This window comes from Pseudoduganella namucuonensis, assembly GCF_900116645.1.
Lineage (GTDB): Bacteria > Pseudomonadota > Gammaproteobacteria > Burkholderiales > Burkholderiaceae_D > Rugamonas > Rugamonas namucuonensis.
In genome coordinates this window covers 75,460-101,479 of sequence record NZ_FPBO01000006.1, presented here as the reverse complement: position 1 = coordinate 101,479, position 26,020 = coordinate 75,460, and the positions used below count along the sequence as shown (strand labels likewise).

The 26,020-nt window shown below is 69.5% G+C and carries 18 protein-coding genes; 11 read left to right on the top strand and 7 right to left on the bottom strand.

The window, feature by feature from the left end; translation table 11 throughout:
• Positions 1-46: 46 nt before the first annotated feature.
• Together BM436_RS08560 and BM436_RS36050 are read right to left on the bottom strand one after the other, a co-directional pair.
• Positions 47-4,972 (bottom strand): hypothetical protein, encoded by a 4,926-nt coding sequence (locus BM436_RS08560; RefSeq protein WP_143133015.1) that lies wholly within the window; start codon positions 4,970-4,972, stop codon positions 47-49.
• An 89-nt stretch (positions 4,973-5,061) separates the two neighbouring features.
• Positions 5,062-5,298, bottom strand: a complete 237-nt coding sequence (locus BM436_RS36050) for a hypothetical protein (RefSeq protein WP_143133013.1) — start codon at positions 5,296-5,298, stop codon at positions 5,062-5,064.
• 44 nt (positions 5,299-5,342) lie between these two features.
• Here BM436_RS36050 and BM436_RS08555 point away from each other — a divergent pair, with 44 nt between their 5' ends.
• The 7 genes from BM436_RS08555 (at position 5,343) to BM436_RS08525 (ending at position 13,366) form a co-directional block, all read left to right on the top strand.
• The gene (locus BM436_RS08555) at positions 5,343-5,912 is read left to right on the top strand and encodes a hypothetical protein (protein ID WP_093555090.1); all 570 of its coding nucleotides are present in this window, start codon (positions 5,343-5,345) and stop codon (positions 5,910-5,912) included.
• A 68-nt stretch (positions 5,913-5,980) separates the two neighbouring features.
• Positions 5,981-6,715 (top strand): hypothetical protein, encoded by a 735-nt coding sequence (locus BM436_RS36985; RefSeq protein WP_093555089.1) that lies wholly within the window; start codon positions 5,981-5,983, stop codon positions 6,713-6,715.
• 6 nt (positions 6,716-6,721) lie between these two features.
• Positions 6,722-8,050 (top strand): hypothetical protein, encoded by a 1,329-nt coding sequence (locus BM436_RS08545; protein WP_093555088.1) that lies wholly within the window; start codon positions 6,722-6,724, stop codon positions 8,048-8,050.
• A 10-nt stretch (positions 8,051-8,060) separates the two neighbouring features.
• Positions 8,061-10,304 (top strand): hypothetical protein, encoded by a 2,244-nt coding sequence (locus tag BM436_RS08540; RefSeq protein WP_093555087.1) that lies wholly within the window; start codon positions 8,061-8,063, stop codon positions 10,302-10,304.
• Positions 10,301-11,341: an aminotransferase class I/II-fold pyridoxal phosphate-dependent enzyme gene (locus tag BM436_RS08535; protein WP_093555086.1), complete on the top strand. Its 1,041-nt coding sequence runs from the start codon at positions 10,301-10,303 to the stop codon at positions 11,339-11,341. Before BM436_RS08540 ends, BM436_RS08535 begins: the two co-directional genes overlap by 4 nt.
• The gene (locus tag BM436_RS36040; RefSeq protein WP_143133012.1) at positions 11,338-12,633 is read left to right on the top strand and encodes a hypothetical protein; all 1,296 of its coding nucleotides are present in this window, start codon (positions 11,338-11,340) and stop codon (positions 12,631-12,633) included. The genes BM436_RS08535 and BM436_RS36040 overlap by 4 nt, the downstream gene beginning before the upstream one ends.
• Positions 12,634-12,640: 7 nt before the next feature.
• Positions 12,641-13,366, top strand: coding sequence for an amidohydrolase family protein (locus BM436_RS08525; protein ID WP_093555084.1), 726 nt, complete (start codon positions 12,641-12,643; stop codon positions 13,364-13,366).
• A 7-nt stretch (positions 13,367-13,373) separates the two neighbouring features.
• Here the strand turns inward: BM436_RS08525 and BM436_RS08520 are convergent, their stop codons facing one another.
• From BM436_RS08520 to BM436_RS38330, 5 genes are all read right to left on the bottom strand, one after another.
• Positions 13,374-14,735, bottom strand: coding sequence for a sigma-54-dependent transcriptional regulator (locus tag BM436_RS08520; protein WP_093555083.1), 1,362 nt, complete (start codon positions 14,733-14,735; stop codon positions 13,374-13,376).
• Positions 14,736-14,901: 166 nt separating this feature from the next.
• Positions 14,902-17,157 carry an arginine/lysine/ornithine decarboxylase gene (locus tag BM436_RS08515; protein WP_093555082.1) on the bottom strand — a complete coding sequence of 752 codons (2,256 nt, stop codon included), beginning with the start codon at positions 17,155-17,157 and terminating at the stop codon, positions 14,902-14,904.
• A 151-nt stretch (positions 17,158-17,308) separates the two neighbouring features.
• On the bottom strand, positions 17,309-17,920 hold the full coding sequence (locus BM436_RS08510) for a DUF4337 domain-containing protein (protein ID WP_093555081.1): 612 nt from the start codon (positions 17,918-17,920) through the stop codon (positions 17,309-17,311).
• 32 nt (positions 17,921-17,952) lie between these two features.
• Entirely contained in the window at positions 17,953-18,438 is a 486-nt protein-coding gene (locus BM436_RS08505) for a dihydrofolate reductase (protein WP_093555080.1), read from the bottom strand.
• Positions 18,435-18,563, bottom strand: a complete 129-nt coding sequence (locus BM436_RS38330) for a hypothetical protein (protein ID WP_259741428.1) — start codon at positions 18,561-18,563, stop codon at positions 18,435-18,437. Before BM436_RS38330 ends, BM436_RS08505 begins: the two co-directional genes overlap by 4 nt.
• A gap of 171 nt (positions 18,564-18,734) precedes the next feature.
• Here BM436_RS38330 and carA point away from each other — a divergent pair, with 171 nt between their 5' ends.
• The 4 genes from carA (at position 18,735) to BM436_RS08485 (ending at position 25,985) form a co-directional block, all read left to right on the top strand.
• Positions 18,735-19,910 carry a glutamine-hydrolyzing carbamoyl-phosphate synthase small subunit gene (carA, locus tag BM436_RS08500; RefSeq protein WP_229489653.1) on the top strand — a complete coding sequence of 392 codons (1,176 nt, stop codon included), beginning with the start codon at positions 18,735-18,737 and terminating at the stop codon, positions 19,908-19,910.
• Entirely contained in the window at positions 19,903-23,751 is a 3,849-nt protein-coding gene (gene carB / locus BM436_RS08495) for a carbamoyl-phosphate synthase large subunit (RefSeq protein WP_093555079.1), read from the top strand. The genes carA and carB overlap by 8 nt, the downstream gene beginning before the upstream one ends.
• 29 nt (positions 23,752-23,780) lie before the next feature.
• Positions 23,781-25,523 carry a methyl-accepting chemotaxis protein gene (locus BM436_RS08490; RefSeq protein WP_093555078.1) on the top strand — a complete coding sequence of 581 codons (1,743 nt, stop codon included), beginning with the start codon at positions 23,781-23,783 and terminating at the stop codon, positions 25,521-25,523.
• A gap of 120 nt (positions 25,524-25,643) precedes the next feature.
• On the top strand, positions 25,644-25,985 hold the full coding sequence (locus BM436_RS08485; RefSeq protein WP_093555077.1) for a hypothetical protein: 342 nt from the start codon (positions 25,644-25,646) through the stop codon (positions 25,983-25,985).
• The last annotated feature ends 35 nt before the right edge of the window (positions 25,986-26,020 follow it).

Sequence of the window (26,020 nt, the reverse complement as noted above, 5' to 3'; positions counted from 1 at the left end):
GGGGCTTTCGATGCGCCGGAGCCGCCCTTGGCGGCCCCGTTGGCGCCTAAGGCCGCTCCGAGCGAAGGATATCCGCGAAGGTGGGGGTGGGATGCGCGCTCGATGTTTCGATGAGCGCGGACCCGCCCTCCGCCGCCTGCGCGTCGGGTTCGGGGACCGTCTCCGGCGGGTTCCCGGCTTGGCCGGCGCGCCTCCTCAGTTCCTCCACCGCGGCCGCCTTGACTTTCGGATTGAGCGCCTGCTCCGCCTCGTGCGCGACCTCGCCGAGGTTCAAGCGGGCCATCACCTCGGCGGTCTTGCCATCCCGCCGCTGGCCCGTGCGCAATTCCTTCCCCGTCTTCAGCTCGGCGGGACGTCCCGTCGCCGCGGCGGTCAACAAGTCCCGCATATCGTCGCGCTTTTTCAATTCCTTGACGGCTTCCCGCCAGGGACCCGCGCCGCCCACCTGGAGCCGCGCCGCGGTCGCGGCCTGCGCGCGCAAGCGCGTGTCGTCCAGCTCGCGCAGCGCCTTGCGCTCCGGCCGCATGCCGTCGGCGGCCTTCGCGGTCATGGTCTTCAGCGGGCCTCTTTCCACGCCCAGCTTGGCCATCGCCGCCCGCAACTGGGTGCCGGTCAAGCCGGAATCGTGGCCGACCTGATGCCCCGGCGCGCCGACGATTTTTTCACGCATATCGACCGCGCCGTCCAGCTTCTTGAGGTGTTCGGGGATATCCGGACCGGATGCGGCCTTCAAGCGCACCACCGCCGAGAACTCGATGCCGCCTTCGCTATTCTGGCCGCGCAGGATCACGACGGAGCGCGCGTCCGGCTGTTCCGACGCGCCGAGATCGCCCGTCCAGACGGGCGCCCCGTTGTTCTCGTCGTTGGGCGCGATCATGCGCGCCTGCACGGCGCCGTGCTTGCTGTTGATCGCCTCGACGACCTGGCGCATCGCGGCCTCGGAGGGCTCGTTGCCGCCCAGGCGCTCCACATACTCGGCCGCCTCGCGCACGTGCAGGCTGCCGTAATCGCCGGTGGCGTGCTGCAGGTGCGCGACCACCAAGCTATGTATGCCGGTCAGCTTATTCTCCGCCTTGGCCAGGCCATGGCGCGCGAGCCACGCGTCGGTTTGCGCCTGGGATTGCCGATCGTACCAGAGCTCGTCATGGTTGCTGGGCTCGCCGGCGAAATAGCCGCGCTGATCCAGCACCCGCGTGGCCGCGTCGCCGCCGCCGGGGGACGGGCGCAGCCCCGTGCCCTTGGCGATGTCCATCAGCGCCGCGGCCGCGTTCTTGCCCGAGGTCGCGATGCGTTTCGTCCTTTGCCAATCCGGCTCGTCCTCCCGCAGGTGGCCATCCCATCCCGCCAGCGTGGAGGCGGTCGCGCTCAGTTCCTTGTAGGTGCTGATCAGCTTCGTGTAGGACTGGAACACCGCCTTGCCTTCCGGCGTGCCGAGGAAGAGGTCGGCCCGGTCGTCGGGCGTCAACCTGGCCTCCTGGCCATTGCGCCGCTTTTCCTCTATCCGCTCCTCGACCTTTTTGTCGAACGCCTCCAGCTGTTCCATGGGGATGTCGAGCGGATCGCTCAGCGAGGCGCGCCGCTCCGTCCTCACCTCGCCGCTCTCCTCGTCGATCGTGAACGACTGCTTCCCCGCCGCCATGCCCTCGGCTTGCCGAGCGTTGCGCACCAGGTCCTGTATCTCGGCCAGGTCGAAGAAGACGAAGCCGCTGTTGGGCCTATCGTGGCCGATGGGGTCGGACTTCCAGGCGAGAAAGTCCTTGTATTCCTTGACGACATCCAGGATCGCCATGGAGCTGAAGAATTGGTTCTTCCGGTAAGGCTCCGCCTCGAACTCCGCACGCAACAGGTCGAGCGGCGATGTCTCCGCCTCCGCCTCCGCGGCCTTGTTCTTCGCTTTCGTTTGCAGCTCGTCCAGGCGCACCAGGGACAGGATGTGGTGCGACAGATCGGTGCCCATCATTTCAAAGATCGGGTACTTCATCTCCTGCGTGCTGCGCACGCCGGCCTTGACCTTGGTGACGGCCGCCGCGTCCAGGGGGATGGCGACGCTCGGCGCGAAGGTGTGCTTGTCCTGTTCCGAGATGCGGAAATACTGCTGCCGGTAGGCGTCGTCCCCGGCCTTGGAATACTTGTGGTGCTTCCACGTCAGGACGATATTCGAGGCCTTGTCCAGCGCGCCGGCGCTGGCCGCCGTCTTCAAGGCGTCCCTCAGCCCGTCCCGTTCCGACGGCGTGATGTCGGCGCCGCCGTCCTTCCTCATCGCGTGCAGGGCCTGCAGGACCAGCCGCTCCACGGCGGCGCCGCCCAGCGGGCCGCCGCCGCCCAGGGTCAGCGACCATTCGCGGAAGTCCCCCGAGCGGGCGACGTTCTGATGCCGCGCCGTGACGTTCTTCCAGGCCAGTGTCGCCGTGAGGCCCGCCACGCCGGTGTCGAGCGACAGGTTGGCCTCGGTGTCTTGCTGATCCATGAGATTCGAGACCAGATCCGGCTGGGCGCCGGCGGTCAGCGTGGCCTGCATCTCCAGTTCGTTTTTGGCGGACACCGAGGTCCAGGCGATGGTGTTGTAACGGTGCAGCGTGTCCTCGTGCAGCGGGAGTTCGGCCTGCACCAGCGCCGCGTTCGTCCTGCCGTAGCTGGCGTCGGCCGCCATGATGCTCCTGGCCAGTTCGGGCGGCACGTCGTCCATTTGCGAAAGCCGCATCTTGAGGATCTCCAGATGGCTGCCGGCGCCGGCCAGCGCGGTGCTGAGGGCGTCGTAGCCGTCGGCCAGGAATTCGCCCCGTTTGGCGGGACTGGAAATCAGTTCCTCCAGGTGGCTCGCGCCGGCCCCCGCAGGGGGCGCCCAGCTGCTGCCGGTGATCTTGCCGTAGGCGTCGCCGTGCAAGGTGGCGTACTGCGCCTTGACCGGATCGCTGGCGCGTTTTTCGGGCACGGCGTTCAGCAGGCCGGCGTTCCGCTGGAACACGTCGTAATCCCGCCCCAGCCTGTCGCATTCCTCCGAGATGGCCCGGGCCAGTTCCTCCAGCGTTTCCTCGGGCGCGAGTATGGTGTCGAGGTAGGCCTTGGGAATATCGGTCACCGGGCCGAAGAGGGCGGCGTCGTAGGGCGTTTCCGGGTCGTGCCCGCCGGTCGCCCGGGCGATCCTGTTCGTCACGGTGTGGTATTGCGCCAGTTTGGAGGCCAGCCGGGTGTCGGTTTGGGCGCTGGTTTCGATCGCCTTCCACAGGTCCAGGCTCTTGCGCATGTCCTTGGTGTAGGCGGTGGAGAGGTGCACGTGGCTGGGCTTCAGGCGCTCGAGGGAAAACTCCTTTCTCCTGCCTATCATCGCCCCCTTCAATTCGCTCATCCCGACGCTCAGGTAGTCCTCGCCCACGTCGGGAACCAGGGCCTTCATCGAGCCCTCGATCACCCCTTCGACGACGGTGCTGGTGGTCTTCTCCTTGCCGCGCTGGCCCGTGCCGCCGGCCGGCACGGACATGGCGCCATAGGCCATGGGACGCTGCAGCGGGAGATAGGCGTCGTTCATGAGCGCTTCCAGTTCGGGGCCGACCTTCCTCGCCATCGCATGGATGGCGCCCGTGTTCTGCGCCCCCTTGGCGACCTTTTGCTCCGTCAGGTGGACGGGGAGGGTGACCGAGGTGTAGTCGGCCAGGGTCAGCGTCTTAGGAACCTTCTGGGCGGACCTGCTCCAGTTCTTCAAGTTGCGCGCCGTCGGGTTGGCGGAATCCGACAGCCGGTTCATATACGATTCGTCGGCCTTCTGCCTGCCGTAGATCTTGGTCTGCTCCGGGAACGATCCCGATTCGGCGTAGTTCGAGCCCATCGACACCTTCAGCTTGCCCGCTATCTTGCCGCCCAGGATACCCCCGTCGAAGATGGCGGCGATCCTGCCCGTCAGGCTGCGCTTGTCCCATCGATTCTGGTCGCCGTCGTCGTCGACCGACAGCTCCTCGGCCGCCTCGAATTCCAGGCCGGCTTCGCCGGTGATCTTGAGCGGGTCCGCCTTGGTGATCTTGTCCTTGCCGAACGCGATGTCGACCGACAGCGCCTTGGTGTTGCTGAGGGCGGCCCCGGAGCGGCCGCTGACCATGCCGGGGTTGACCCCCTTCATGTTCTGTATTTCCGCCTTGGTGAAGGCCTCGAAGGCCGGCGTGGCCGAGGCGGACAGGTGGTGGCGTTTCAGTTCGGTGAACAGCGCCGTCATCGCCGCCAGCTTGTTCTGCCGCTCGCTGCCCTTGCCGGCCTTGCCGGCGTGGGCCTCGCAAATGTCCGCCGCCCTGGCGTAGCAGTCGCGGACCGCCTCGCCCAGGAAGCGGGCGGCCATCTTCTCGGCGATCATCCTGTCCTCGGCGACGGTCATCCGTTCCAGCGCGCCGGCGGCGGCGAGGCTTTCCGCGCCCAGGCGGGCCAGTTCGTCCAGCGCGGTTCGCAATTCGCCGGCGGCCTTGGCGCCCAGGGAGTCGGCGGCGCCGTCCAGGAAGTGCTTGAATTTCACGGACAGGTCACCCAGCAGTTCCGGCCTGACCTCCTTGGTCTTCGGATCGATGAGTTGCGGTCCCGCGGGTTCGGCGTCGTCCCGGACATGCGCCTGCGCGATCGCCTCCGCGTCCGCGTTCGGCGCCGGAGGGAGCGGTTTGAGCTGTTTGAGCAGGCCCTGGAAGGTCGCGTCGTGCGCCAGGCCGAGCGGGGCGATCGGCGTCGACTCTTGCCTCTTGCCCCGTCCAAACCAGCCGCCGCGACTCGTCCCCTGGCCGGACGGCTCGCTGACCGCCGGCTGCTGCTGCTCGTTCCTGGTCTTTTTCTGCCTGAGGAAGAATCGTTTGCGGCCCTTCGCGGCCTGGTCGCGCGCATGCGTTTCCGGCGCGGCGGCCGGGGCGGTTGGCCCAGGCTGGTCCGCCGCCGCGGGCGTTGGCGCCGGCTTCTTGTGGAAGATCGACATCATGGGCTGGAACATCTTGCTTGTGGTAATCATCGCTTCCCCTGGCTGAGGTGATACCGAAGAAGCATGGGCCCGCCGAGCCGCACGGCCCCACGCTCGCTATGGTGATTATTGGTATGTATTTATAAACTAATAGTCAATTCATCTATCTGTGGTGCGCTGCGGCAGGGCGTTCCGGGGTGGGTGACTTTTTTAATAAAAGTCGTTTCGGCGGTGAATGAAAGTCCTTTCGGCGTCGCGGGAATGGCGGCCGCGAAGCGCTTTTCGCCGCTTTCCGCGCCAGGCGCCGCCCCGGCGAAGCTGGCTTCGCCGCCGCCGCCCCGTTCCCTGGGGGCGGCGCGCTGGCATGGCGTTTGCAAAGTCAGGATCAGGCGCCGCGTGGCGCCGCCAACGGAGCCCAGACATGAACCGCCGCCTGCTTGACTACGTTCCCGAAGTGATGCCCTCCGCGCCGTCCGCGTCCGCCCCGGCGCAACTGGAGGAGGGCCTGGAGGAGGGCGCCGAGATGGAGCATGGGGCGGCCCTGCTGGAAGCGGGCGCGGGCCCGGCCCTGGGACGCTTCCTTGCGCGGCTGGTGGCCGGCGCGGGACCCGCCGGCAGGGCGGCCCTGCGCGGCCCGCTGGGCGCGGCCCTGCTGCCCGCGCTGGACCGGGCGGCGCGGGCGGCGCTGCCGCGCGACATGGCGGACCTGAAGCGCAAGGCCGCGACCATCTTCGGGCTGGAGCTCGAAGGCCTGAGCCCCGAGGACAAGGAATTCGCGCTGGCCCGCCAGGTGACCCGGCTGTTGCGGGCGGTCGTCGACGGCGCGCTGGCGCCGGGCGGAGCGGCCGACCCGGCCACGCGCGTGCAGGCCGCGCTGGTGCTGGCGGCGCGGCGCCACGCGCCCGGACTGCTGCGTCAGGGCCTCGAGGCCCGCCCGCGCGGCGGCGCCTGGCGGCGCGAGGGCGGGCGCCTGGTGGTGCTCGATTGTTGAACCGGCGCGGAGCGTCCGCGCCGGCGTTGTTCGTGTGTTTGTCGTTTCACCTTCATCGGGAGCTAATCATGCATGACATCGATCGTACGACCCTGGAATTCGGCCAGGAGATGGGATATGAAGGCGAGCAGTACGAGTTCGGCCAGGGCGAGTGGAGCGGCGAGGGCGGCCTGCTGACCGAGTCGGAGGAAATGGAACTGGCAAACGAGCTGCTGTCGGTGACCAATGAGGCGGAGCTGGACCAGTTCCTGGGCAACTTCCTGAAGAAGGCCGCCTCCGTGGCCGGCTCGGTGATCAAGTCGCCGATCGGGCAGGCGGTGGGCGGGGTACTGAAGGGCGTGGCCAAGAAGGCGCTGCCGATGGCCGGCGGCGCCATCGGCGGCTACTTCGGCGGCCCGCTGGGCGCCAAGATCGGCAGCGGCCTGGCCTCGGCCGCCGGCGGCGCGCTGGGCCTGGAGGCGGAGGGCGAGATGATGGGCGAGGACCGCGAGTACGAGGGCGCGAAAACCTTCGTGCGCATCGCCGCCGACACCGTGAACCGCGCCTCGCAGGCGCGCGGCGGCGATCCACGCGCCGTGGCGCAGGCGGCGGCGACGGCGGCGGCGCGCCAGCACGCCCCGGGGCTGCTGGCCAAGGCGGGGGCGCAGGGCGCCGCGGCGTGCGGGCCCAAGGGACGCGGCCAGGCATCCGGCATGCAGCGCGGCGGCATGGGTGGCATGGGTGGCATGGGTGGCGCGGCCGGCGGCGGCGCGTCGGGGCGCTGGACGCGCCAGGGCGGCAAGATCATCCTGCACGGCGCCTGAACCGCCATGGCCATCAGCACTTACGCCGTGTGGATGCTGTCGCAGGAGGCGCGCGCCCTGCTGGCGCGCCTGGCGCGGGTGCGTCCCTTCGCGCTGATCGAGCCGATGGTGCCCGCCGCGGCCCTGCTGCCGAGCGCCCAAGCGGCCATCGAGGCCCACCTGGCGCAAGGCCGGCACGATCTGCAACGCATGGTGGAGGGCTACCTGGCCTGGCTGCGGGGACCGGCGGCACGCGGCGCGACGGCGGCCGAGGCGCAGCGCCGCTTCACCTTCCTGCGCCTGAAGTTCAACGCCGCGCTGACGCAGTTCGACCTGTTCAACGACGTCATCACGCAGCGCAGCGAGCACGAGAACGGGGTCTGGCTGTCCGGCCTGGACGTGGTGTCGGCGGACGCGCTGGCGCTGCCCGGCGGCTATTACGAGGCGCCGCCCGTGGTGTGCTACCTGGACCGGGGGCCGGGCGCCGCCATCCGGCGCGCGCGCACGCGCCTGCCGGGCGGCGGCGACAACCCTGTGGCCATCGTGCGGGTGCCGCGCGAGCGCATGGTGGGCACCAGCATCGCCTCGTCGCTGGTGCACGAGGTGGGCCACCAGGGCGCCGCGCTGCTGGACCTGGTGAACTCGATGCGGCCGGTGCTGCAGGCCATGCAGAGCGGCGCCAGCGGCCCGCCGGTGGTGTGGCGCCTGTGGGAGCGGTGGATCTCCGAGATCGTGGCCGACTTCTGGTCGCTGGCGCGGGTGGGCGTGGCGGCCACGCTGGGGCTGATCGGCGTGGTCAGCCTGCCGCGCGTGTTCGTGTTCCGCATCAACCCGGACGATCCGCATCCGGCGCCGTGGATACGCGTCAAGCTCAGTTGCGCGATGGGCGCGCTGCTGTTCCCGCATCCGCAATGGCGCCGCCTGGCCGCGCTGTGGGAATCGTTCTACCCGCTGGACGGCCTGGCCGCGCCGCAGCGGGTGTTGCTGGCGCAGCTGCAGGACAGCATGCCGGCGCTGGCGGCGCTGGTGGCGGGACACCGGCCGGCGGCGCTGCGCGGACGGGCCCTGGCCGAGGCGCTGGCGGTGCGCGCGCGCCAGCCGCGCCGGCTGGCGGCCCTGTTCCGGCTGTGGTGCGCCATGCCGCAACAGATGTACGAGGCCGCGCCGGCGCTGGCGTTCGCCGTGCTGGGCCAGGCGCGCGCCGACGGCCGCCTGGAGCCCGGGGACGAAAGCGTGCTGCTGGCCCGGCTGCTCACGCACTGGGCTCTGCGCAGCACGCTCGATATCAGCGCGCTGTGCAGCGACGCGGCGACGCATCGCGGCCAGGGCCGCCCGAACACCGTAGCAATCCCTTAAGGAGAAAGACATGGCAAACATCAAGAACGCGGCGGCCCGGGCGGACCTGCGCGGGGCGATCCAGGCGACGGTGCACGACACGCTGACCGGCACCCCCGTCGTCAACGCCGCCATCAAGCTGTATCACGCGTACAACCAGCAGGGCGTGCGCATGCAGGCCTGCAATGTGGACGAGGTGAAGAACTGGCTGCCCGACGAGGAGCACCTGGCCGCCACCGGCTTCACCAACGCCGACGGCGTGGCGCTGTTCGACCTGCTGGACCCCGGCGCCTACATCGCCGCCTACGACAACATCGTCCCGATGCGGCTGGACGCGCTGTACTACCAGTGCGCCTCGGTGCGCAACGGCTGCACCGAAAGCGTGTGCTTCGACTTTCCGTTCCGGCCGCGGATCGAGATGACGTTCGAAACCAACTGCAAGGAGGTCGACCAGAATTGCGCCTTCGTGGGCGACAAGGCGATCGCCGACGTGCACGTGGACGGCGACGCCGGCCTGGACGCGACCCAGCTGCGCGTGGTGGCGCGCACGCCCTGGCTGCCCTACGGCGCGGACGGGCACCGTTTCATCTCGGCGCTGCGCCACGCGGGCCTGCACCGCTTCGACGGCCAGATCCTGTTCGCGCGGCGCGGCCGCGCGGCCGCGATCGGCGGCGCGGCGCCGCGAGGCGTGATCTCGGCCGCCGGGCTGCCGATGGCGCGCGACTCGGCGGGCGCCTTGCTGACGGTGGACGAGCTGGCGGGCGCGGTGTCGCCCGGCGCCATGGCCTCGCTGGGGGTGGCGGGGGAGGTCGACGTCGACCAGCGCACGCCCAGCCCGATCTCGGGCAACGTCGGCGTTTCGCTGACGCGCACGGAGACCGAGCCGACCGAGGACCTGCCGCTGTGGACGCTGATCCGCAACAGCACCGAGGCGCTATCCTTCACCAACTACCTGCAGTTCCTGGACCAGCTGTTCTGCGACGCCAGCAACGCCGGCTCGCCCGAGTTCGAGCGCCAGCGCTTCCTGACCAAGGGCGCGGCCTTCCAGGGCCTGAAGGGGCGCCGCTTCCTGCCCTTCAACGACAGCGACGCCTACCGCGTGCTGAAGGCGGCCACCGAGGCCTTCGTGATGGTCAACTGCGGCATCCTCAGCCTGCCGCTGGCCTTCAACGCGGCCGAGGACGCGGCCTACCTGGACCGGCGCGACATCCCCAACGGCGGCGACCTGGCCAGCGTGCTGGCGCAGGATTACCTGGAGAAGGTGGACGGCACCACGCTGACCTTGCCCTACCTGGCCGTGATCCGGCGCAAGCTGCCCGACATTCCGCTCAACATCGGCAACCTGGGCCAGCAGGCCGACCTGTGCTTCGGCATCATCCAGGAGCGGCTGTCGAACCCCTGCCTGCTGGAGCTGATCTGGTCGTACTGGCAGGAGGAGGGCATGCTGGTGCAGACCATGAACGCCATCACCCAGCGCTTCCAGAACGTGCGCGCGCCGGGCATGGGGCCGGACCCGCTGGCCAACATCGAGATCGATCCGTTGCGGCCCCTGAACAACCTGCTGTGGGGCTACACGCAGGACGAGCAGCACCGGCTGACGGTGGTGCGCCGCAACTACGAGTACGACCACCACTACGGCATCCGGCTGGACGGCAAGGCGGTGCAGCACTTCCGGCCCGCCGACAGCCGCTCCAAGTTCCTGGAGGCCTTCCACCACCTGCTGCGGCTGCTGACCTCCTTCTACCGGCAGGACGACGACACCACCGTCAAGGCCGACGCCTTCCCCGTGCTGAACGCGCTCAAGGAGGTGCACCTGATCCTGTCGCAGGGCGCGCACAACCAGTTCGGCGATCTGCCCTCGACCGCGCGCATCGAGATGCTGATGCAGCAATGGCTGCTGGCGCGGCCGGAGTTCCGCGAGTTCCTGCCCACGCGCGTGATGGTGGCCTATCCCGAGCCGTGGATGGACCGGGTGGACGCGATGAAGAAGCTGCAGAACTGGACCGACACCAGCGTGATGCATTTCCGCGCGCTGGCCATGTTCGGCGAGCAGCTGCTGCTGTCCATCCGCTACGGCAACTGGAGCGACATCTACGAATCGACCCAGGCCTTCAACTGGGCGCGCTTCTGGCGGCCGCAGGCGCAGGGTTACATCCACGCCTACCGCGCGGCGACCGGTATCGACCTGTCGGCCGACAGCGCCGACGCCACCGCGGACGCCACGCTGCCGTCGATCCTGCTGCGCCAGCGCCTCGCACAGCAGTTGCGGACATGAGGCCGGAGGACGGCGCGCGGTGCGTCGATTTCGCCAGCGCGCTGTACCTGGGCATGCGGCACGCCCGCGCCCGGGGCGCGCTCACGCTGGGCAAGCCGGCGGCGCTGGAGGAGCCGCCCGGGGCGGCCGAGTTGGCGCGGGAACTGGCCGCGCTGCAGGGCTGCGAGGCCGCCACGCTGCTGCCGTCCACGCTGCACCTCTACCTCGACCTGTTCGAGATGCTGGCGCGGGGCCGCACCGCGCTGCTGGTGGACGGCGCCGCCTATCCGATCGCCAGGCTGTGCGCGGCGTGCGCGTTCAAGGCGGGTCCCGCGCCGCGGGTGTTCAGGCACGGCGACAGCGCCGGCCTGGCGCGCCTGGCCGGGGAGTGCCGGGAGCGCGATCTGTCACCGGTGGTGCTGGCCGACGGCTACAGCCCCGGCGACCGGCGCCCGCCGCCGCTGGCCGATTACGCCGGCATCGCGCGCGGCGCCGGTGGCCTGCTGGTGCTGGACGACACGCAGGCGCTGGGCGTGCTGGGCGAGCGGGGCGGGGGCTCGGTGCGGCTGCACGGGCTGGCGGGCGCGCCGGTGGCGGTGGGCGCCTCGCTGGCCAAGGGCTTTGGCGCGCCGCTGGCGGTGCTGGGCGGCGGGGTGGAGCTGGTGGCGCGTTTCGAGCGGCAAAGCGCGAGCCGCGCGCACGCCAGTCCGCCGTCGGCCGCCGTCATCGCCGCCGCGCGGCAGGCGCTGCGCGAGAACCAGGAGCGCGGCGAGCATCTGCGCGGCATGCTGCTGGCGCGGGTGCGGCAGTTCCGCGGCGGCCTGGCCGAAGCCGGCGTCGCCTGCCTGGGCGGGGATTTCCCGGTGCAGGTGGTGCCGCTGCCCGCGCGCGGGCTGGACGAGGGCCACGCGGCGGCGATGGCGGCGGCGCTCAACGCGGTGCCGCTGCGCAGCGGCGCCGGCCCGGCGCTGGCGTTCCTGCTGCGGGCGGACCACGCGCCCTACGACGTGGCCCACGTGGTCGCGCTGCTTATCCATCATCTGAGGGAGGCATCATGAGCGAGGAATTCGAAATACTGGGGCTGGAGTCCGGCGACGAGATGGAGTCCGAACGCGGCATGCGCCCGGTGCGCGGGGGCGGGGGTGGCCGCCCCGGCGGGGGCAGGTCGGTGGGCAGGCCGGCCGGCAAGCCCGTGGGCAAGATGGCGGGCAAGACCGCCGGCGCAACCGCAGGCAGAACCGCGGGCAAGGCCGCGGCCCCGCGCGCCGGCATGCAGCGGCCCGCGCGCGCGCAGGCCGCGCCGCGCGCCGCGCCAGCCGGGCGCATGGGGCCTCCCGGCCGGCCAGCCGCCCCCGGTGCGCCGGGACGGCTGGGCGCAACCGGGTCGATGGGGCGCGCGGGCGGCGCGGGCGGTCCCAGGGCCGGCGTGGGGCTGGCGCGCCCGGGCAGCCTTGGCCGCCCGGGCCGTCCCGGCGGTCCCGGGCCGCGACCGCGGCCGGGCCCCGGGCCTGGACTGGCGCCGCCCTGGCCCCGGCCATGGCCGAGCACCTGGCGGCGGCCGTGGCCCGGTCTATGGCCCTATCCCGGCCCGTACTACGGCATCTGGCCCGTGGGCGCCGGCGCGTATCGGGCGGACGAGCCGCCGCCGGATGGCGCGGACGAACCGGCTGAACCGGACGAGCCGGCGGACGACGGGGCCGAACCGTCCGCCGGCGGCAATGAGGAACCAGCGACGGAGGAAATCATGTACGGCACAAACTGCAAATGCGCGTCCTGCCGCAACACGGCGGCGGGGGGCTTCGAGGTGATGGAATTCGGCCTGGCGCAGGAGGCCATGTTCAGCGAGGCGGAGGAAATGGAGCTGGCCTATGAACTGCTGGCGGTGAGCAGCGAGGCGGAGCTGGACCAGTTCCTGGGCAAGATATGGAAGGGCATCAAGAAGATCGCCAAGCCCATAGGCGGCGCGCTGAAGGGCATCGCGAAGAAGGCGCTGCCGATGGTGGGCGGCGCGCTGGGCTCCTTCATCCCGATACCGGGCGTTGGCACGGCGCTGGGCTCCGCGTTGGGCGGCGCGGTGGCCAAGGCGCTGGAGGTGGAGATGGAAATGGCCGGCCTGGCGCAGGAGGACTGCGACCTGGAGGTGGCGCGGCGCATCGTGCGCATCGCCGGCACGGCCGGGCAGCTGGCGGCGCGGAGCGACGGCAGCCCGGCCGCCATGCGCGACGCGCTGATGCAGGCGGTGCAGTGCCACGCGCCGCACATGGCGCCGGCCCGGGAGTCCGAGGACGAGGCCTACCGCGGCCGCTGGCGCCAGCGCCGCGCGGCCCGCATCCAGCCCATCGACTTCTGAGGCCGCGATGATCATCGACTGCCATTGCCACGCCGGCCCCGGCGACGGCCTGTCCGGCCCATGGGACAGCGACGCGGGGCTGGGCCGCTACCTGCGCCGCGCGCAGGAGGCTGGCATCGCGCGCACCGTGCTGCTGGCCACCTTCCACTCGGACTACGCCGAGGCCAACAGCGCGGTCTCGCGCCTGGTCTCGACGCGGCCCGGCCAGTTCTACGGCTTCGCCTTCGTCCACACGCGGCGCGACCGGGGCCGGATCGCGGACCTGGTGCGCACGGCGGTGGAGCAGTACGGCTTCACCGGCATCAAGGTGCACCGGCACGACGCGCGCATCAGCGGCGAGGTGTGCGCGGCGGCCCGCTACTTCGGCGTGCCGGTGCTGTACGACCCGGTGGGCGAGGTGGCGGTGGCCGAGCTGCTGGCGGCGCAGTACCCGGACGTGAACTTCATCCTGCCGCACCTGGGCAGCTTCGCCGACGACTGGGCCGCGCAGCTGGCGCTGATCGACCACCTGGTCCGGCACAAGAACATCTACACCGACACCTCCGCCGTGCGCCGCTTCGACCTGCTGGAGCAGGCGGTGCAGCGCGCCGGCGCGCACAAGGTCTTGTTCGGCACGGACGGCCCCTGGCTGCATCCCGGGCTGGAGCTGGAGAAGGTGAAGCTGCTGGGATTGTCCGAGGCCGACGAGCGCCTGGTGCTGGGCGAGAACCTGCTGCGGCTGATGGGGCGTTGACGGGGCGCTAATCGGGTTCCCGCGCCGCCGCCTTGCGCCGCAGTTGCAGCGCCCGGTCGGTGATGCCGAGGCGGGCGGCGGCGCGCTGGTTGTTGCCCTGTTCCTGCGCCAGCACCAGCTGGATCGCCGCGTCGGCCGCCGCCTGGCTGATGTGCGACAGGCTCACGCCCAGGTCCACCGCGTGGCCGACCACCGCGGCGAAGGCGGCGTCCGGCCAGGCCCGCGCGCCGTGCAGGCGCTCGTCCGGCGGCACGTCGCCTATCGTCACCGGTCCCGGTCCGCAATGGCGGTGCCAGATGCGCGCCACCGTCTGCCGCAGGTCGCGCACATTGCCCGGATACCCGCGCGTCAGCAGGTATTCGCGCACGGCGGGATCGAGCCGCGGCGGCTCGCCGCCGGCCAGCTGGCGCAGGAAATGGTCCACCAGTTGCAGGATGTCGCCGGGACGTTCGCGCAGCGCCGGGGGGCGACAGCGCCAGCCGGCGATGCGGTAGTACAGGTCCGCCCGGAAGGCGCCGCTGGCCACGTCCGCCTCCAGGTCGCGGTTGGTGGCGCACACCAGGCGGAAGCGGGTGGGCTGCCAGGTGTTGCTGCCCACGCGCTTGTACTGGCGCTCCTGTATCACGCGCAGCAACTGCGCCTGCATGGACGGCGGCAGTTCGCCCACCTCGTCCAGGAACAGGATGCCGCCGTCGGCCAGCGCGAACGCGCCGTCGCGCGCGGCCGCCGCGCCGGTGAAGGCGCCGCGCTCGTGGCCGAAGAATTCGCTGCCCGACAGTTCGGGCGACAGCGTGGCGCAGTCGAGCAGGATCAGCTCGCCGCGCGCGCCGCCGAGGCGGTGGATCAGCTGGGCGATCTGCTCCTTGCCGGTGCCGGTCTCGCCGGTGATCAGCACGGGCGATTGCGTGAACGCCGCCACCTCCACCACGCTGCGCACCAGCGCGCGCCAGGCCGGGCTGTCGCCGACCAGGCAGTCGCGCACGGTGTCCGAGGCCATCAGCCGAGCCACGGCCCGCCAGCGGCGCAGCCGCGCCGTCACCTGCGCGGCGTCGCCGGCGCCGCCGGGCCAGTGCAGGCAGTCGGCCGCGCCGGCGTCCAGCGCCTCCCACGCCGAGCCGCGGGAGGGCGGCGAGGGCGCGCAGCAGATCGCCAGCACGGTGGCGCGCGCGGACAGCTGCGCCAGCAGCGCCGTCGTTGGCGCGTCCCAGGCCGCGAACAGCACCACCCCCAGTTCGCCCGGCGGCTTGGGCAGCACGGCCACGCCCGCGGCGGCGAGTTCACGCCCCAGCCGCTGGCCCGCCGCGTTCAGCGACGGATCCGCCACATATAGCCACGCCGCCGCCGTATCGGTCGTATCGGTCGTTACCATCGTCTCCATGGCACCAATGTAGGCCGCGCCGTGCCGCGCCGTTTGAGCGCGGGCAAGCGCGCAAAGGCCCAAGGACAGGGCGGACCAATGAAAAATCCCCCGGCGCCGCGTCGCGGGGCCGGGGGATTTCCGGGAAGGCCCGCCCGTGAGGCCGGCCGGTAAAGGCTTACTGCTGGACGCAGTCGACGAAGTAGTCGCGCTTGCCGTTCACCTCGCGCTTGACCAGGCCGTGCACGTCCGTCTCGAAGCCGGAGAAGCGCTCGTTGAAGTCGCGCGCGAAGCGCAGGTAGTCGACGATGGTCTTGTTGAAGCGCTCGCCCGGGATCAGCAGCGGGATGCCCGGCGGATACGGCGTCAGCAGGATGGACGTGATGCGTCCTTCCAGGTCGTCGATCGCCACGCGCTCGATCTCGCGGTGCGCCATCTTGGCGAAGGCGTCCGACGGCTTCATCGCCGGGATCATGTCCGACAGGTACATTTCCGTCGTCAGGCGCGCCACGTCGTAGGCCTTGTAGAAGTCGTGGATCTGCTGGCACAGGTCGCGCAGGCCCATCTGCTCGTAGCGCGGGTTGGCCTGCGAGAACTCCGGCAGGATGCGCCACATCGGCGCGTTCTTGTCGTAGTCGTCCTTGAACTGCTGCAGCGCCGTCAGCAGCGTGTTCCAGCGGCCCTTGGTGATGCCGATGGTGAACATGATGAAGAAGGAGTACAGGCCGCACTTCTCCACGATCACGCCGTGCTCGGCCAGGTACTTGGTCACGATCGAGGCCGGAATGCCGGAGTCGCCGAACTGGCCGTCCAGCGACAGGCCCGGGTTGACGATGGTGGCCTTGATCGGGTCCAGCATGTTGAAGCCCGGCGCCAGGTCGCCGAAGCCGTGCCATTCCTTGCTGTCTGCGCCGAAGATCCAGTCCTCCTGCTTGCCGATGCCCTCCTCGGCGAAGGTGTCCGGACCCCAGACCTTGAACCACCAGTCCTTGCCCCATTCCTCGTCGATCTTGCGCATCGCGCGGCGGAAGTCCAGCGCCTCCAGGATCGATTCCTCGACCAGCGCGGTGCCGCCCGGCGCCTCCATCATGGCCGCGGCCACGTCGCACGAGGCGATGATGGAGTATTGCGGCGAGGTGGAGGTGTGCATCAGGTAGGCCTCGTTGAAGGCGTCCTTGTCCAGCTTGACCGATTCCGATTCGCGCACCAGCACCTGCGAGGCCTGCGACAGGCCGGCCAGCAGCTTGTGCGTGGACTGGGTGGAGAAGATCATCGATTCCTTGGCGCGCGGACGGTCCTTGCCGATGGCGTGCATGTTCTTGTAGAAATCGTGGAAGGTGGCGTGCGGCAGCCAGGCCTCGTCGAAGTGCAGCGTGTCGATCTTACCGTCCAGCATTTCGCGCAGCGTCTCGACGTTGTACACCACGCCGTCGTAGGTCGACTGGGTGATGGTCAGGATGCGCGGCTTCTTGTTCTTGGCGTCGCGCGCGAACGGGTTGGCGTCGATCTTGCGCTGGATGCTCTCCATCGAGAACTCCTCCAGCGGGATCGGGCCGATGATGCCGAGGTGGTTGCGGGTCGGCATCAGGAACACGGGGATCGCGCCGCACATGATGATCGAGTGCAGGATGGACTTGTGGCAGTTGCGGTCCACCACCACGATGTCGCCCGGGGCGACCGTCGAGTGCCACACCATCTTGTTCGAGGTGGAGGTGCCGTTGGTGACGAAGTAGCAGTGGTCGGCGTTGTAGATGCGGGCGGCGTTGCGCTCGGAGGCGGCCACCGGGCCGGTGTGGTCCAGCAGCTGGCCCAGTTCCTCGACGGCGTTGCAGACGTCGGCGCGCAGCATGTTCTCGCCGAAGAACTGGTGGAACATCTGGCCGATCGGCGACTTCAGGAAGGCCACGCCGCCCGAGTGGCCGGGGCAGTGCCAGGAATAGGAGCCGTCGTTGGCGTAGTGCACCAGCGCGCGGAAGAAGGGCGGCGACAGGCCGTCCAGGTAGGACTTGGCCTCGCGGATGATGTGGCGCGCCACGAATTCCGGCGTGTCCTCGAACATGTGGATGAAGCCGTGCAGCTCGCGCAGGATGTCGTTCGGGATGTGGCGCGAGGTGCGCGTCTCGCCGTACAGGTAGATCGGGATGTCGGCGTTCTTGTAGCGGATCTCCTCGACGAAGGCGCGCAGCGACTTCAGCGCCACGTCGGTCTCCTCCACGGTGCCGCCGCCGAATTCCTCGTCGTCGATGGACAGCACGAAGGCCGAGGCGCGCGACTGCTGCTGCGCGAACTGGCTCAGGTCGCCGTAGCTGGTGACGCCCAGCACTTCCATGCCTTCCTTTTCCATCGCGGCGGCCAGGGCGCGGATGCCCAGGCCGGACGTGTTCTCAGAGCGGAAATCCTCATCAATGATGACGATCGGGAAACGAAATTTCATGCATGTCTCCAAAAAGAAGAAACGCCCCGGGGCTTGGTGTCCGGAGCGGGCTGGGCGAAAAAAAGAAGAACGGGATTCTCGCAGAAAACGCGGGAATCATGTGAAAAAAATACGCCGCCGGCGACCGCTGGCAGCCATCTTAGCGGATTCGTCAGTGGGCGGGCGCGCCGCCGCCAGTCAGCAGGGCGAGCGGGTCCACGTGCAGCATGGCGAAGGCGCCCAGCGCGATGCCGGCCGCCGCCACCGCGTAGGTCGCGTACAGCAGCCAGCGGCGGTGCGTCAGCAGCGTGATGGCGGCCAGCGAGATCGCGATCTGCTCGGCGGTGGTGGCCAGCGCCCACTGGTGGTGGGTGTGCATGGCCGCGTCGGACTTGCGGTTCCATTCGGCGGACGAGGCCTCCCACTTCTCGGCCTCCTTCTTGATGTCCTCCTTTTCGGCCTTGTAGCGGGCGATCTCGCCCTTGTACTTCTCCTGGTCCGCCAGCGGCAGCGTGATGGCCAGCTCGGCCAGGTTCTGCTTGCCGGACTTGGCCTGGTAGTAGTTCCAGCTGTTGGCGGCCTGCGTCTTGTCGATGGCGGCGTTGTTCTTGAACATGGCCGCCTCGTTCTGCGTGGCGCCGCCCTGGTAGCCGAACAGCGCCCCCACCGTGGCCAGGATGGCCGTGGTGACGGCGATGTTGCCGGAGAATTTGTCGTCGCTGTGCGCGGCGTGTTCCACCGCGTGGTCGTGCGGGCCGTGCACGTGAAAACCGTGTCCTGACATGGGATTCCTTTGATGCTGTTTGTTGTATGAACTCAGGCCGGGCGGCGGCGCAGGGTGATGAAGGCGTAGGGCAGGCCGTTGGCCGACACGTGCTCCTGGCGCTCCAGCTCCTGCCATTCCGCGCCCAGCGGCGGGAAGAAGGCGTCGCACGCGAAGGCCTGGCCGATCTCGGTCAGGATCACCTGGTCGGTCACGGCCAGCGCCTCGGCGTAGACCTGGGCGCCGCCGATGATGAAGGCCTCCGCCTCGGCGGCGACCAGCGCGCGCGCCTGGTCCAGCGAGTGCACCGCCTCCACGCCGTCCGCGCGCCACGCGGCGTTGCGGGTGATGACGATGTTGCGGCGGTTCGGCAGCGGACGGCCGATCGAGTCGTAGGTCTTGCGGCCCATGATGACGGGGTGGCCGGTCGTCAGGCGCTTGAAGCGCGCCATGTCCTCCGGCAGCTTCCACGGCAGCGTGTTGTCGATGCCGATGCCGCGCCCGGCGTCGGTGGCGACGATGATGGTCAGTAGTGTCATTTTTTGCGCTTGCGGGACGGTGTGTGGCCAAGGCCGACATTATAGCGTCCCCCGATACGCGCCGCTGCCGCGGCGCCGGGCGCGGGAAGATTGCGCTTCGAATAACGACCGTTGCGCAATTGCATCACGGCAATTCCATTGTCTAGGACGCGGCTCATGAAAACACTTTAATGTGAGCATTGGATAGATTTATCCCTGCGTTTTTCCCGTATCGTGACCTTCCCGAGCCGGTGTTTTATTCCCACAAGGAAATCGAATGCCGCTCACAGTCACTAGTTGGATCGGAGGAAACGCAGATGAAGCATCCACTCATGCACGCCCTGGGCGAGGTGGAATTGGCCGTACTGGCGCTGGCGGATGGCAGCACGTTCGAAGGGGTGGCGATAGGCGCCGCCGGCCAGACCAGCGGCGAGGTGGTGTTCAACACCGCCATGACCGGCTACCAGGAGATCCTCAGCGATCCCAGTTACAGCCGCCAGATCGTCACGCTGACCTATCCCCACATCGGCAACACCGGCGTCAACCATGAGGACGGCGAATCCCCGAAAATCCACGCCGCAGGGCTGATCATCAAGGACCTGCCGCTGCTGGCGTCCAATTTCCGCTCCACGCTGAGCCTGTCGGACTGGCTGCGCCAGCAGGACATCGTCGCCATCGCCGGCATCGACACCCGCAAGCTGACCCGCATCCTGCGCGAGGGCGGGGCCCAGAACGGCGCCATCGCCACCGGCGGCGGCGCCCAGCGCGAACAGCTGGCCGAGCGCGCGCTGGCGCTGGCGCGCGCCTTCCCCGGCCTGAACGGCATGGACCTGGCGCGCACCGTGACCACGCCGCACGCCTACGAATGGACCGAGACCGAATGGCGCCTGGGCCAGGGCTACGGCGCGCAAACGCGGCCGCGCTTCCACGTCGTGGCCTACGACTACGGCGTGAAGGCCAACATCCTGCGCATGCTGGCCGAACGCGGCTGCCGCGTGACGGTGCTGCCGGCCGAGGCGGGCGCGCAGGCCGCGCTGGCGCTCAAGCCGGACGGCGTCTTCCTGTCCAACGGCCCCGGCGACCCGCAGCCCTGCGACTACGCCATCGCCGCCGCGCGCGAGCTGATCGACCGCGCCATCCCCACCTTCGGCATCTGCCTGGGCCACCAGATCATGGCGCTGGCCTCCGGCGCGCGCACCGTCAAGATGAAGTTCGGCCACCACGGCGCCAACCATCCGGTGCAGGACGTGGAGAGCGGCCAGGTGATGATCACCTCGCAGAACCACGGCTTCGCCGTCGACGCCGAATCGCTGCCGGCCAACTGCCGCGTCACCCACATCTCGCTGTTCGACGGCTCGCTGCAGGGCTTCGCGCGCACCGACCGTCCCGCATTCTGCTTCCAGGGCCACCCGGAAGCCTCGCCCGGTCCGCACGACCTGGCGCCCTTGTTCGACCGTTTCATCGGCCTCATGGAGGACCAGCAGCATGCCTAAGCGTACAGACCTCAACAGCATCCTGATCATCGGCGCCGGCCCGATCGTCATCGGCCAGGCGTGCGAATTCGATTATTCCGGCGCGCAGGCCTGCAAGGCGCTGCGCGAGGAGGGCTACAAGGTCATCCTGGTCAACAGCAACCCCGCCACCATCATGACCGACCCGGAGATGGCGGACGTCACCTACATCGAGCCGATCACCTGGCAGGTGGTCGAGCGCATCATCGCCAAGGAGCGCCCGCAGGCGGTGCTGCCCACCATGGGCGGCCAGACCGCGCTGAACTGCGCGCTGGACCTGTACCGCAACGGCGTGCTGGAAAAATACAGCGTGGAGCTGATCGGCGCCACGCCCGAGGCCATCGACAAGGCCGAGGACCGCGCCAAGTTCAAGGACGCGATGACCAAGATCGGCCTGGGCTCGGCCCGCTCCGGCATCGCCCACAGCATGGCCGAGGCCTGGGCCGCGCAGGCCGAACTGGGCTTCCCCGCCATCATCCGTCCCTCGTTCACCATGGGCGGCAGCGGCGGCGGCATCGCCCACAACGCCGAGGACTTCCACAGCATCTGCACCCGCGGCCTGGAACTGTCGCCGACCAGGGAACTGCTGATCGAGGAATCGCTGCTGGGCTGGAAAGAGTTCGAGATGGAGGTGGTGCGCGACCGCAAGGACAACTGCATCATCGTCTGCTCGATCGAGAACCTGGACCCGATGGGCGTGCACACGGGCGACTCCATCACCGTGGCCCCGGCGCAGACGCTGACGGACAAGGAATACCAGATCATGCGCAACGCCTCGCTGGCGGTGCTGCGCGAGATCGGCGTGGACACGGGCGGCTCGAACGTGCAGTTCGCGGTCAACCCGGTGGACGGCCGCATGATCGTCATCGAGATGAACCCGCGCGTGTCGCGCTCCTCGGCGCTGGCCTCCAAGGCCACCGGCTTCCCGATCGCCCGCGTGGCGGCCAAGCTGGCCGTCGGCTTCACGCTCGACGAGCTGCAGAACGACATCACGGGCGGCGCCACGCCGGCCTCGTTCGAGCCGTCCATCGATTACGTCGTCACCAAGGTGCCGCGCTTCGCCTTCGAGAAATTCCCGGGCGCCGACGAGCGCCTGACCACGCAGATGAAATCCGTGGGCGAGGTGATGGCCATGGGCCGCACCTTCCAGGAATCGTTCCAGAAGGCCCTGCGCGGCCTGGACGTGGGCATGGACGGCCTGCGCCGCGCCAACACCGGCGCCGCCGTCATCGCCGAGGAGCTGGCGGTGCCGGGTCCGCAGCGCATCTGGTACGTGGGCGAGGCCTTCGCCCAGGGCATGACGCGGGACGAGGTGCAGCGCCTGTCGCGCATCGACCCCTGGTTCCTGGCGCAGATCCAGGACCTGGTGGAGGTGGAGCAGTGGGTGCAGACCCAGACCCTGGAGGGCCTGGACAAGCCGGTGCTGTACCGCCTGAAGCAGCAGGGCTTCGGCGACCGCCGCCTGGCCGCGCTGCTGAACCGGCACGAGGACGCGGTGCGCGCGCACCGCCACCAATTGGGCGTGCGGCCGGTGTACAAGCGGGTGGACACCTGCGCCGCCGAATTCGCCACCCGCACCGCTTACCTGTATTCCACGTACGACGAGGAATGCGAGGCCCAGCCCACCGGCAAGACCAAGATCATGGTGCTGGGCGGCGGTCCGAACCGCATCGGCCAGGGCATCGAGTTCGACTACTGCTGCGTGCACGCCGCGCTGGCCATGCGCGAGGACGGCTACGAGACCATCATGGTCAACTGCAACCCCGAGACCGTGTCGACCGACTACGACACCTCGGACCGCCTGTACTTCGAGTCGCTGACGCTGGAGGACGTGCTGGAGATCGTCGCGCTGGAAAAACCGGCCGGCGTGATCGTGCAGTACGGCGGCCAGACCCCGCTGAAACTGGCGCTGGCGCTGGAGGCCAACGGCGTGCCCATCATCGGCACCTCGCCGGACATGATCGACGCCGCCGAGGACCGCGAGCGCTTCCAGAAGCTGCTGCACGAGATGGACCTGCGCCAGCCGCCCAACCGCACCGCGCGCACCGAGGAGGACGCGGTGCGCCTGGCCGAGGAGATCGGTTACCCGCTGGTGGTGCGACCGTCCTATGTGCTGGGCGGCCGCGCGATGGAGATCGTGCACGAGCGCGCCGACCTGGAACGCTATATGCGCGAGGCCGTCAAGGTCTCGCACGATTCGCCCGTGCTGCTGGACTGCTTCCTGGACAACGCCATCGAGGTCGACGTCGATTGCGTGTCCGACGGCGGCAATGTCGTCATCGGCGGCGTGATGGAGCACGTGGAGCAGGCCGGCATCCACTCCGGCGACTCGGCGTGCTCGCTGCCGCCGTATTCGCTGTCCGGGGAAACGGTCGACGAGATCCGGCGCCAGACGGTGCGCCTGGCCAAGGGCCTGAACGTGGTGGGCCTGATGAACGTGCAATTCGCGGTCCAGCGCAACAAGGTGGACGGCCGCGTGCGCGACACCGTGTTCGTGCTGGAGGTCAATCCGCGCGCCTCGCGCACCGTGCCCTTCGTCTCCAAGGCCACCGGCCTGCCGCTGGCCAAGATCGCCGCGCGCTGCATGGCCGGCGAGACGCTGCTGGAGCAGGGCGTGACGGCGGAGGTGACGCCGCCCTACTTCAGCGTCAAGGAGTCGGTGCTGCCGTTCGCCAAATTCCTCGGCGTGGACACGATACTGGGGCCGGAAATGAAATCCACCGGCGAGGTGATGGGCTGCGGCCGCACCTTCGGCGAGGCCTATTACAAGGCCCAACTGGGCGCGGGCGTGCGCCTGCCGCGCGGCGGCAAGGCCTACCTGCGCGTGCGCAAGGGCGACCAGGCGCGCGCCGTGGCGCTGGCGCGCCAGCTGGCCGCCATGGGGTTCGAGCTGCTGGGCAGCCACATCACCTCGCTGGTGATCTCCGCCGCCGACATCCCGGTGCGCGAGGTGCGCGACGAGGATGTGATGGCGATGCTGGCCGCGAAGTCCATCGCGCTGGTGGTGGTCACCGTGGACGAGAAGCGCACCGCCATCGGCGCCTCGCGCGCGCTGCGGGTGGCCACGCTGGCTTCCGGCGCCGTCTACTACACCACCATCGCGGCGGCCGAGGCGGCCGCCGAGGCGATGGGCCACGCCGACGATTTCGCGCTGAGCTCGCTGCAGGAGCTGCACGCGCTGGCAGCCAACGCGGGTAACGCCGGCCACGCCGCGCAGGCCGCCACCGCCCTGCGGCCGCGGGGCCGGCTCGAGCCCACCGAGGCCGATCTGGCGGCCGCCTCGGCCAAGCTGCCGGAGCGTCGCCGCGCCGCGCGCGAACGCAGCGTGGGCGTGCCGCCGCTGAAACTGTTCATCCGCCAGCCGTTCACGGAGTCGGACGCGCGGCAGCAGCGCATGATCGCCGACATCCTGCAGTTGATCGACAGCGCCAACGGCATCCCGCACCCGTTCAAGTACCTGACGGGGACCGAGGCCGAAAGCGCGGACACCTTCCGCAAGTCGTTCGAGCGCAATCACCATCTGCCGTTCACGCCGAAGAACTTCCGCCGCCACCGCCTGGCGCTGCTGGACCAGGCGGACGTGATGATCAACATCCGCGTCGGCATGAGCGAGAGCAGCGCGTTCGAACTGGCCTACCACGTGTTCAAGGGCCGGCGCACGCCGGTGCTGTTCCTGGTGTGGAAGGGCGCGCCGATCAAGACCACCCTGATACGGGAGCTCGACGACCTGTGCGACGCGACCTATATCGAGTTTGACGAAGTCGAAGAGCTGAGGGGAGCGCTACATCGCTTCTTCAGCAGCAAATCCCTGCAAGTCCACTAGGCGCGCAGTTATCAAGTAAGGAGTATTACATGCTGGCTAATATCAAGATCAAGAACCTGGTGGTGGTCGCACTGGCGTTCCTCATAACACTCATGCTGGTGATCGGCGTGATGGGCATCTACGGAGCCAATCACTCGGCCGCCCTGCTGAATGATGTGACCCTGGCGGACCAGCAAAACGCCACCGAGCGCACCGCCGTCCGGCTGGACATGGAAACCAACCGCAGCCAGATCCTCCAGGCGCTGCAGCACAACACGGCCTTCGAGTGGCACAAGCTGCACGACCACCCGCTGACCAACCACTGGACCATCATCGACACCACGTCGGCGCGGCTGGCCAAGAACTGGGAGAAATACCTCGCCAGCATCAAGTCGGACGAGGAGCGCAAGCTCGCCGAGGAGTGGTTCAACAAGAGCGGGGGCCTGGGCCTGGACCACATCAAGGCCGCCGCCACCGCCATCAAGGCCGAGCAGTGGGACGACGCCGAGATGGTGCTGATCAAGAAGATCAACCCGTCCTACCGCGTCGGCGACGAGGCCATGAAGGCCTTCACCGCCTTCACCGAGAAGCGCGTGAAAGCGAACGACGAGGCGGTCAAGGCCAGCCTGGAACGCACCCGCAACGTCATGTTCCTGGTGGTGGTGCTGGGCGCCGGGCTCGGCCTGGCCGCCGGCGTGGTGCTGGTGGGCGCGATTTCCGCGCCGCTGAAGCAGGCCATGGACGTGGCCAATCGCGTGGCCGAGGGCGACCTCACCGGCCGGGCCGAGGCGCGCAGCAGCAACGAGATCGGCTCGCTGCTGACGGCGCTGGACAAGATGAAGGGCAGCCTGGCCGACATCGTGTCCGAGGTGCGCGGCAGCACGGACACCATCTCCGCCGCCTCCGGGCAGATCGCCGCCGGCAATATGGACCTGTCGCAGCGCACCGCCGAGCAGGCCGGCTCGCTGGAGCAGACCGCCTCCTCGATGGAGGAGCTGACCGGCACCGTCAAGCAGAACGCCGACAACGCGCGCCAGGCCAACCAGCTGGCGCAGTCGGCCTCCGAGGTGGCGGTCAAGGGCGGCCTGGTGGTGTCCCAGGTGGTCGACACCATGGGTTCCATCAACGACTCGTCGAAGAAGATCGTCGACATCATCGGCGTGATCGACGGCATCGCCTTCCAGACCAACATCCTGGCCTTGAACGCGGCGGTGGAAGCGGCGCGCGCGGGCGAGCAGGGCAGGGGCTTCGCGGTGGTGGCGTCCGAGGTGCGCAACCTGGCGCAGCGCTCGGCGGCGGCCGCCAAGGAGATCAAGGCGCTGATCGACGATTCCGTGAACAAGGTCGACAGCGGCGCCAAGCTGGTGGACCAGGCCGGCGCGACGATGCAGGAGATCGTCACCAGCATCCAGCGCGTGACCAGCATCATGAGCGAGATCACCACGGCCAGCCAGGAGCAGACGGCGGGCCTGGACCAGATCCACTCCGCCATCACGCAGATGGACGGCTTGACGCAGCAGAACGTGGCCCTGGTGGAGCAGGCCGCGTCGGCCGCCGATTCGCTGCACGAGCGCGCGTCCGGCCTGTCGCAGGTGGTCAGCGTGTTCAAGCTCGACGACGTGTACCTGACCGCGGCGCCGGCCGCCCCGGTGGCGCGCGCGCCGCGGCCCGCGGCCAAGCAGGCCGTCAAGCCCGCCGCGCCGGTGCGCAAGCTGGCGGTGGCCCACCCCGCGCCCGTCCAGAAGCCGCGCGCGGTCGCCAACGGCGCGAACAGCGACTGGGAAGAGTTCTGATCGCGTAGGCCGGCGCCAGGCCGCGCCAGGCCCCGCCAATCCGGCCCCGCGTATCCCGCGGGGCCGGTGTTCGTTTACGGCTTGCGCGGGGCGGGACGGTTCTGCTATATAATCGGCCCCATGCGCCGCCTCGTCATTCTCCTGCTGCTGATCTCCATGTCGTTCCAGTCCGCCTGGGCGATGGTCGATCTGTGCGTGGAACTGCCCGGCGCCGTGGTGGCGCAGCAAGGCCCGGCCGCGGACGCGGCCAGCGCCGCCGACGAGCTGCACGAGAAGAACGGTTACTGCAATTGCTGCAACTGCTGCGTCGCCTGCCATGGCGGCAGTGTCGTGCCCACCTCGTGGGCCGGCGACTTCGACGGACCGCTGATGCCCACCGCCGCGATCCGCTCCCATACCGACCCGCTGCACTCCAACTCCTACCTCGAACGGCCCGAGCGGCCCAAGTGGCTGCCCGCCTGATCCGGCGGGCTTCACCCTCCCTTTGATTCCACGGC

What these genes read in the sequence shown, in the direction of transcription:
- BM436_RS08490 (WP_093555078.1), top strand. Translation starts at nt 23,781, where the DNA reads ATGCTGGCTAATATCAAGATCAAGAACCTGGTGGTGGTCGCACTGGCG.
- BM436_RS08545 (WP_093555088.1), top strand. Translation starts at nt 6,722, where the DNA reads ATGGCCATCAGCACTTACGCCGTGTGGATGCTGTCGCAGGAGGCGCGC.
- BM436_RS08485 (WP_093555077.1), top strand. Translation starts at nt 25,644, where the DNA reads ATGCGCCGCCTCGTCATTCTCCTGCTGCTGATCTCCATGTCGTTCCAG.
- BM436_RS36985 (WP_093555089.1), top strand. Translation starts at nt 5,981, where the DNA reads ATGCATGACATCGATCGTACGACCCTGGAATTCGGCCAGGAGATGGGA.
- carB (WP_093555079.1), top strand. Translation starts at nt 19,903, where the DNA reads ATGCCTAAGCGTACAGACCTCAACAGCATCCTGATCATCGGCGCCGGC.
- BM436_RS08505 (WP_093555080.1), bottom strand. Translation starts at nt 18,438, where the DNA reads ATGACACTACTGACCATCATCGTCGCCACCGACGCCGGGCGCGGCATC.
- BM436_RS08535 (WP_093555086.1), top strand. Translation starts at nt 10,301, where the DNA reads ATGAGGCCGGAGGACGGCGCGCGGTGCGTCGATTTCGCCAGCGCGCTG.
- BM436_RS08555 (WP_093555090.1), top strand. Translation starts at nt 5,343, where the DNA reads ATGAACCGCCGCCTGCTTGACTACGTTCCCGAAGTGATGCCCTCCGCG.
- BM436_RS08515 (WP_093555082.1), bottom strand. Translation starts at nt 17,157, where the DNA reads ATGAAATTTCGTTTCCCGATCGTCATCATTGATGAGGATTTCCGCTCT.
- BM436_RS38330 (WP_259741428.1), bottom strand. Translation starts at nt 18,563, where the DNA reads ATGCAATTGCGCAACGGTCGTTATTCGAAGCGCAATCTTCCCGCGCCC.
- BM436_RS08520 (WP_093555083.1), bottom strand. Translation starts at nt 14,735, where the DNA reads ATGGTAACGACCGATACGACCGATACGGCGGCGGCGTGGCTATATGTG.
- BM436_RS08560 (WP_143133015.1), bottom strand. Translation starts at nt 4,972, where the DNA reads ATGATTACCACAAGCAAGATGTTCCAGCCCATGATGTCGATCTTCCAC.
- carA (WP_229489653.1), top strand. Translation starts at nt 18,735, where the DNA reads ATGAAGCATCCACTCATGCACGCCCTGGGCGAGGTGGAATTGGCCGTA.
- BM436_RS36040 (WP_143133012.1), top strand. Translation starts at nt 11,338, where the DNA reads ATGAGCGAGGAATTCGAAATACTGGGGCTGGAGTCCGGCGACGAGATG.
- BM436_RS08510 (WP_093555081.1), bottom strand. Translation starts at nt 17,920, where the DNA reads ATGTCAGGACACGGTTTTCACGTGCACGGCCCGCACGACCACGCGGTG.
- BM436_RS08540 (WP_093555087.1), top strand. Translation starts at nt 8,061, where the DNA reads ATGGCAAACATCAAGAACGCGGCGGCCCGGGCGGACCTGCGCGGGGCG.
- BM436_RS08525 (WP_093555084.1), top strand. Translation starts at nt 12,641, where the DNA reads ATGATCATCGACTGCCATTGCCACGCCGGCCCCGGCGACGGCCTGTCC.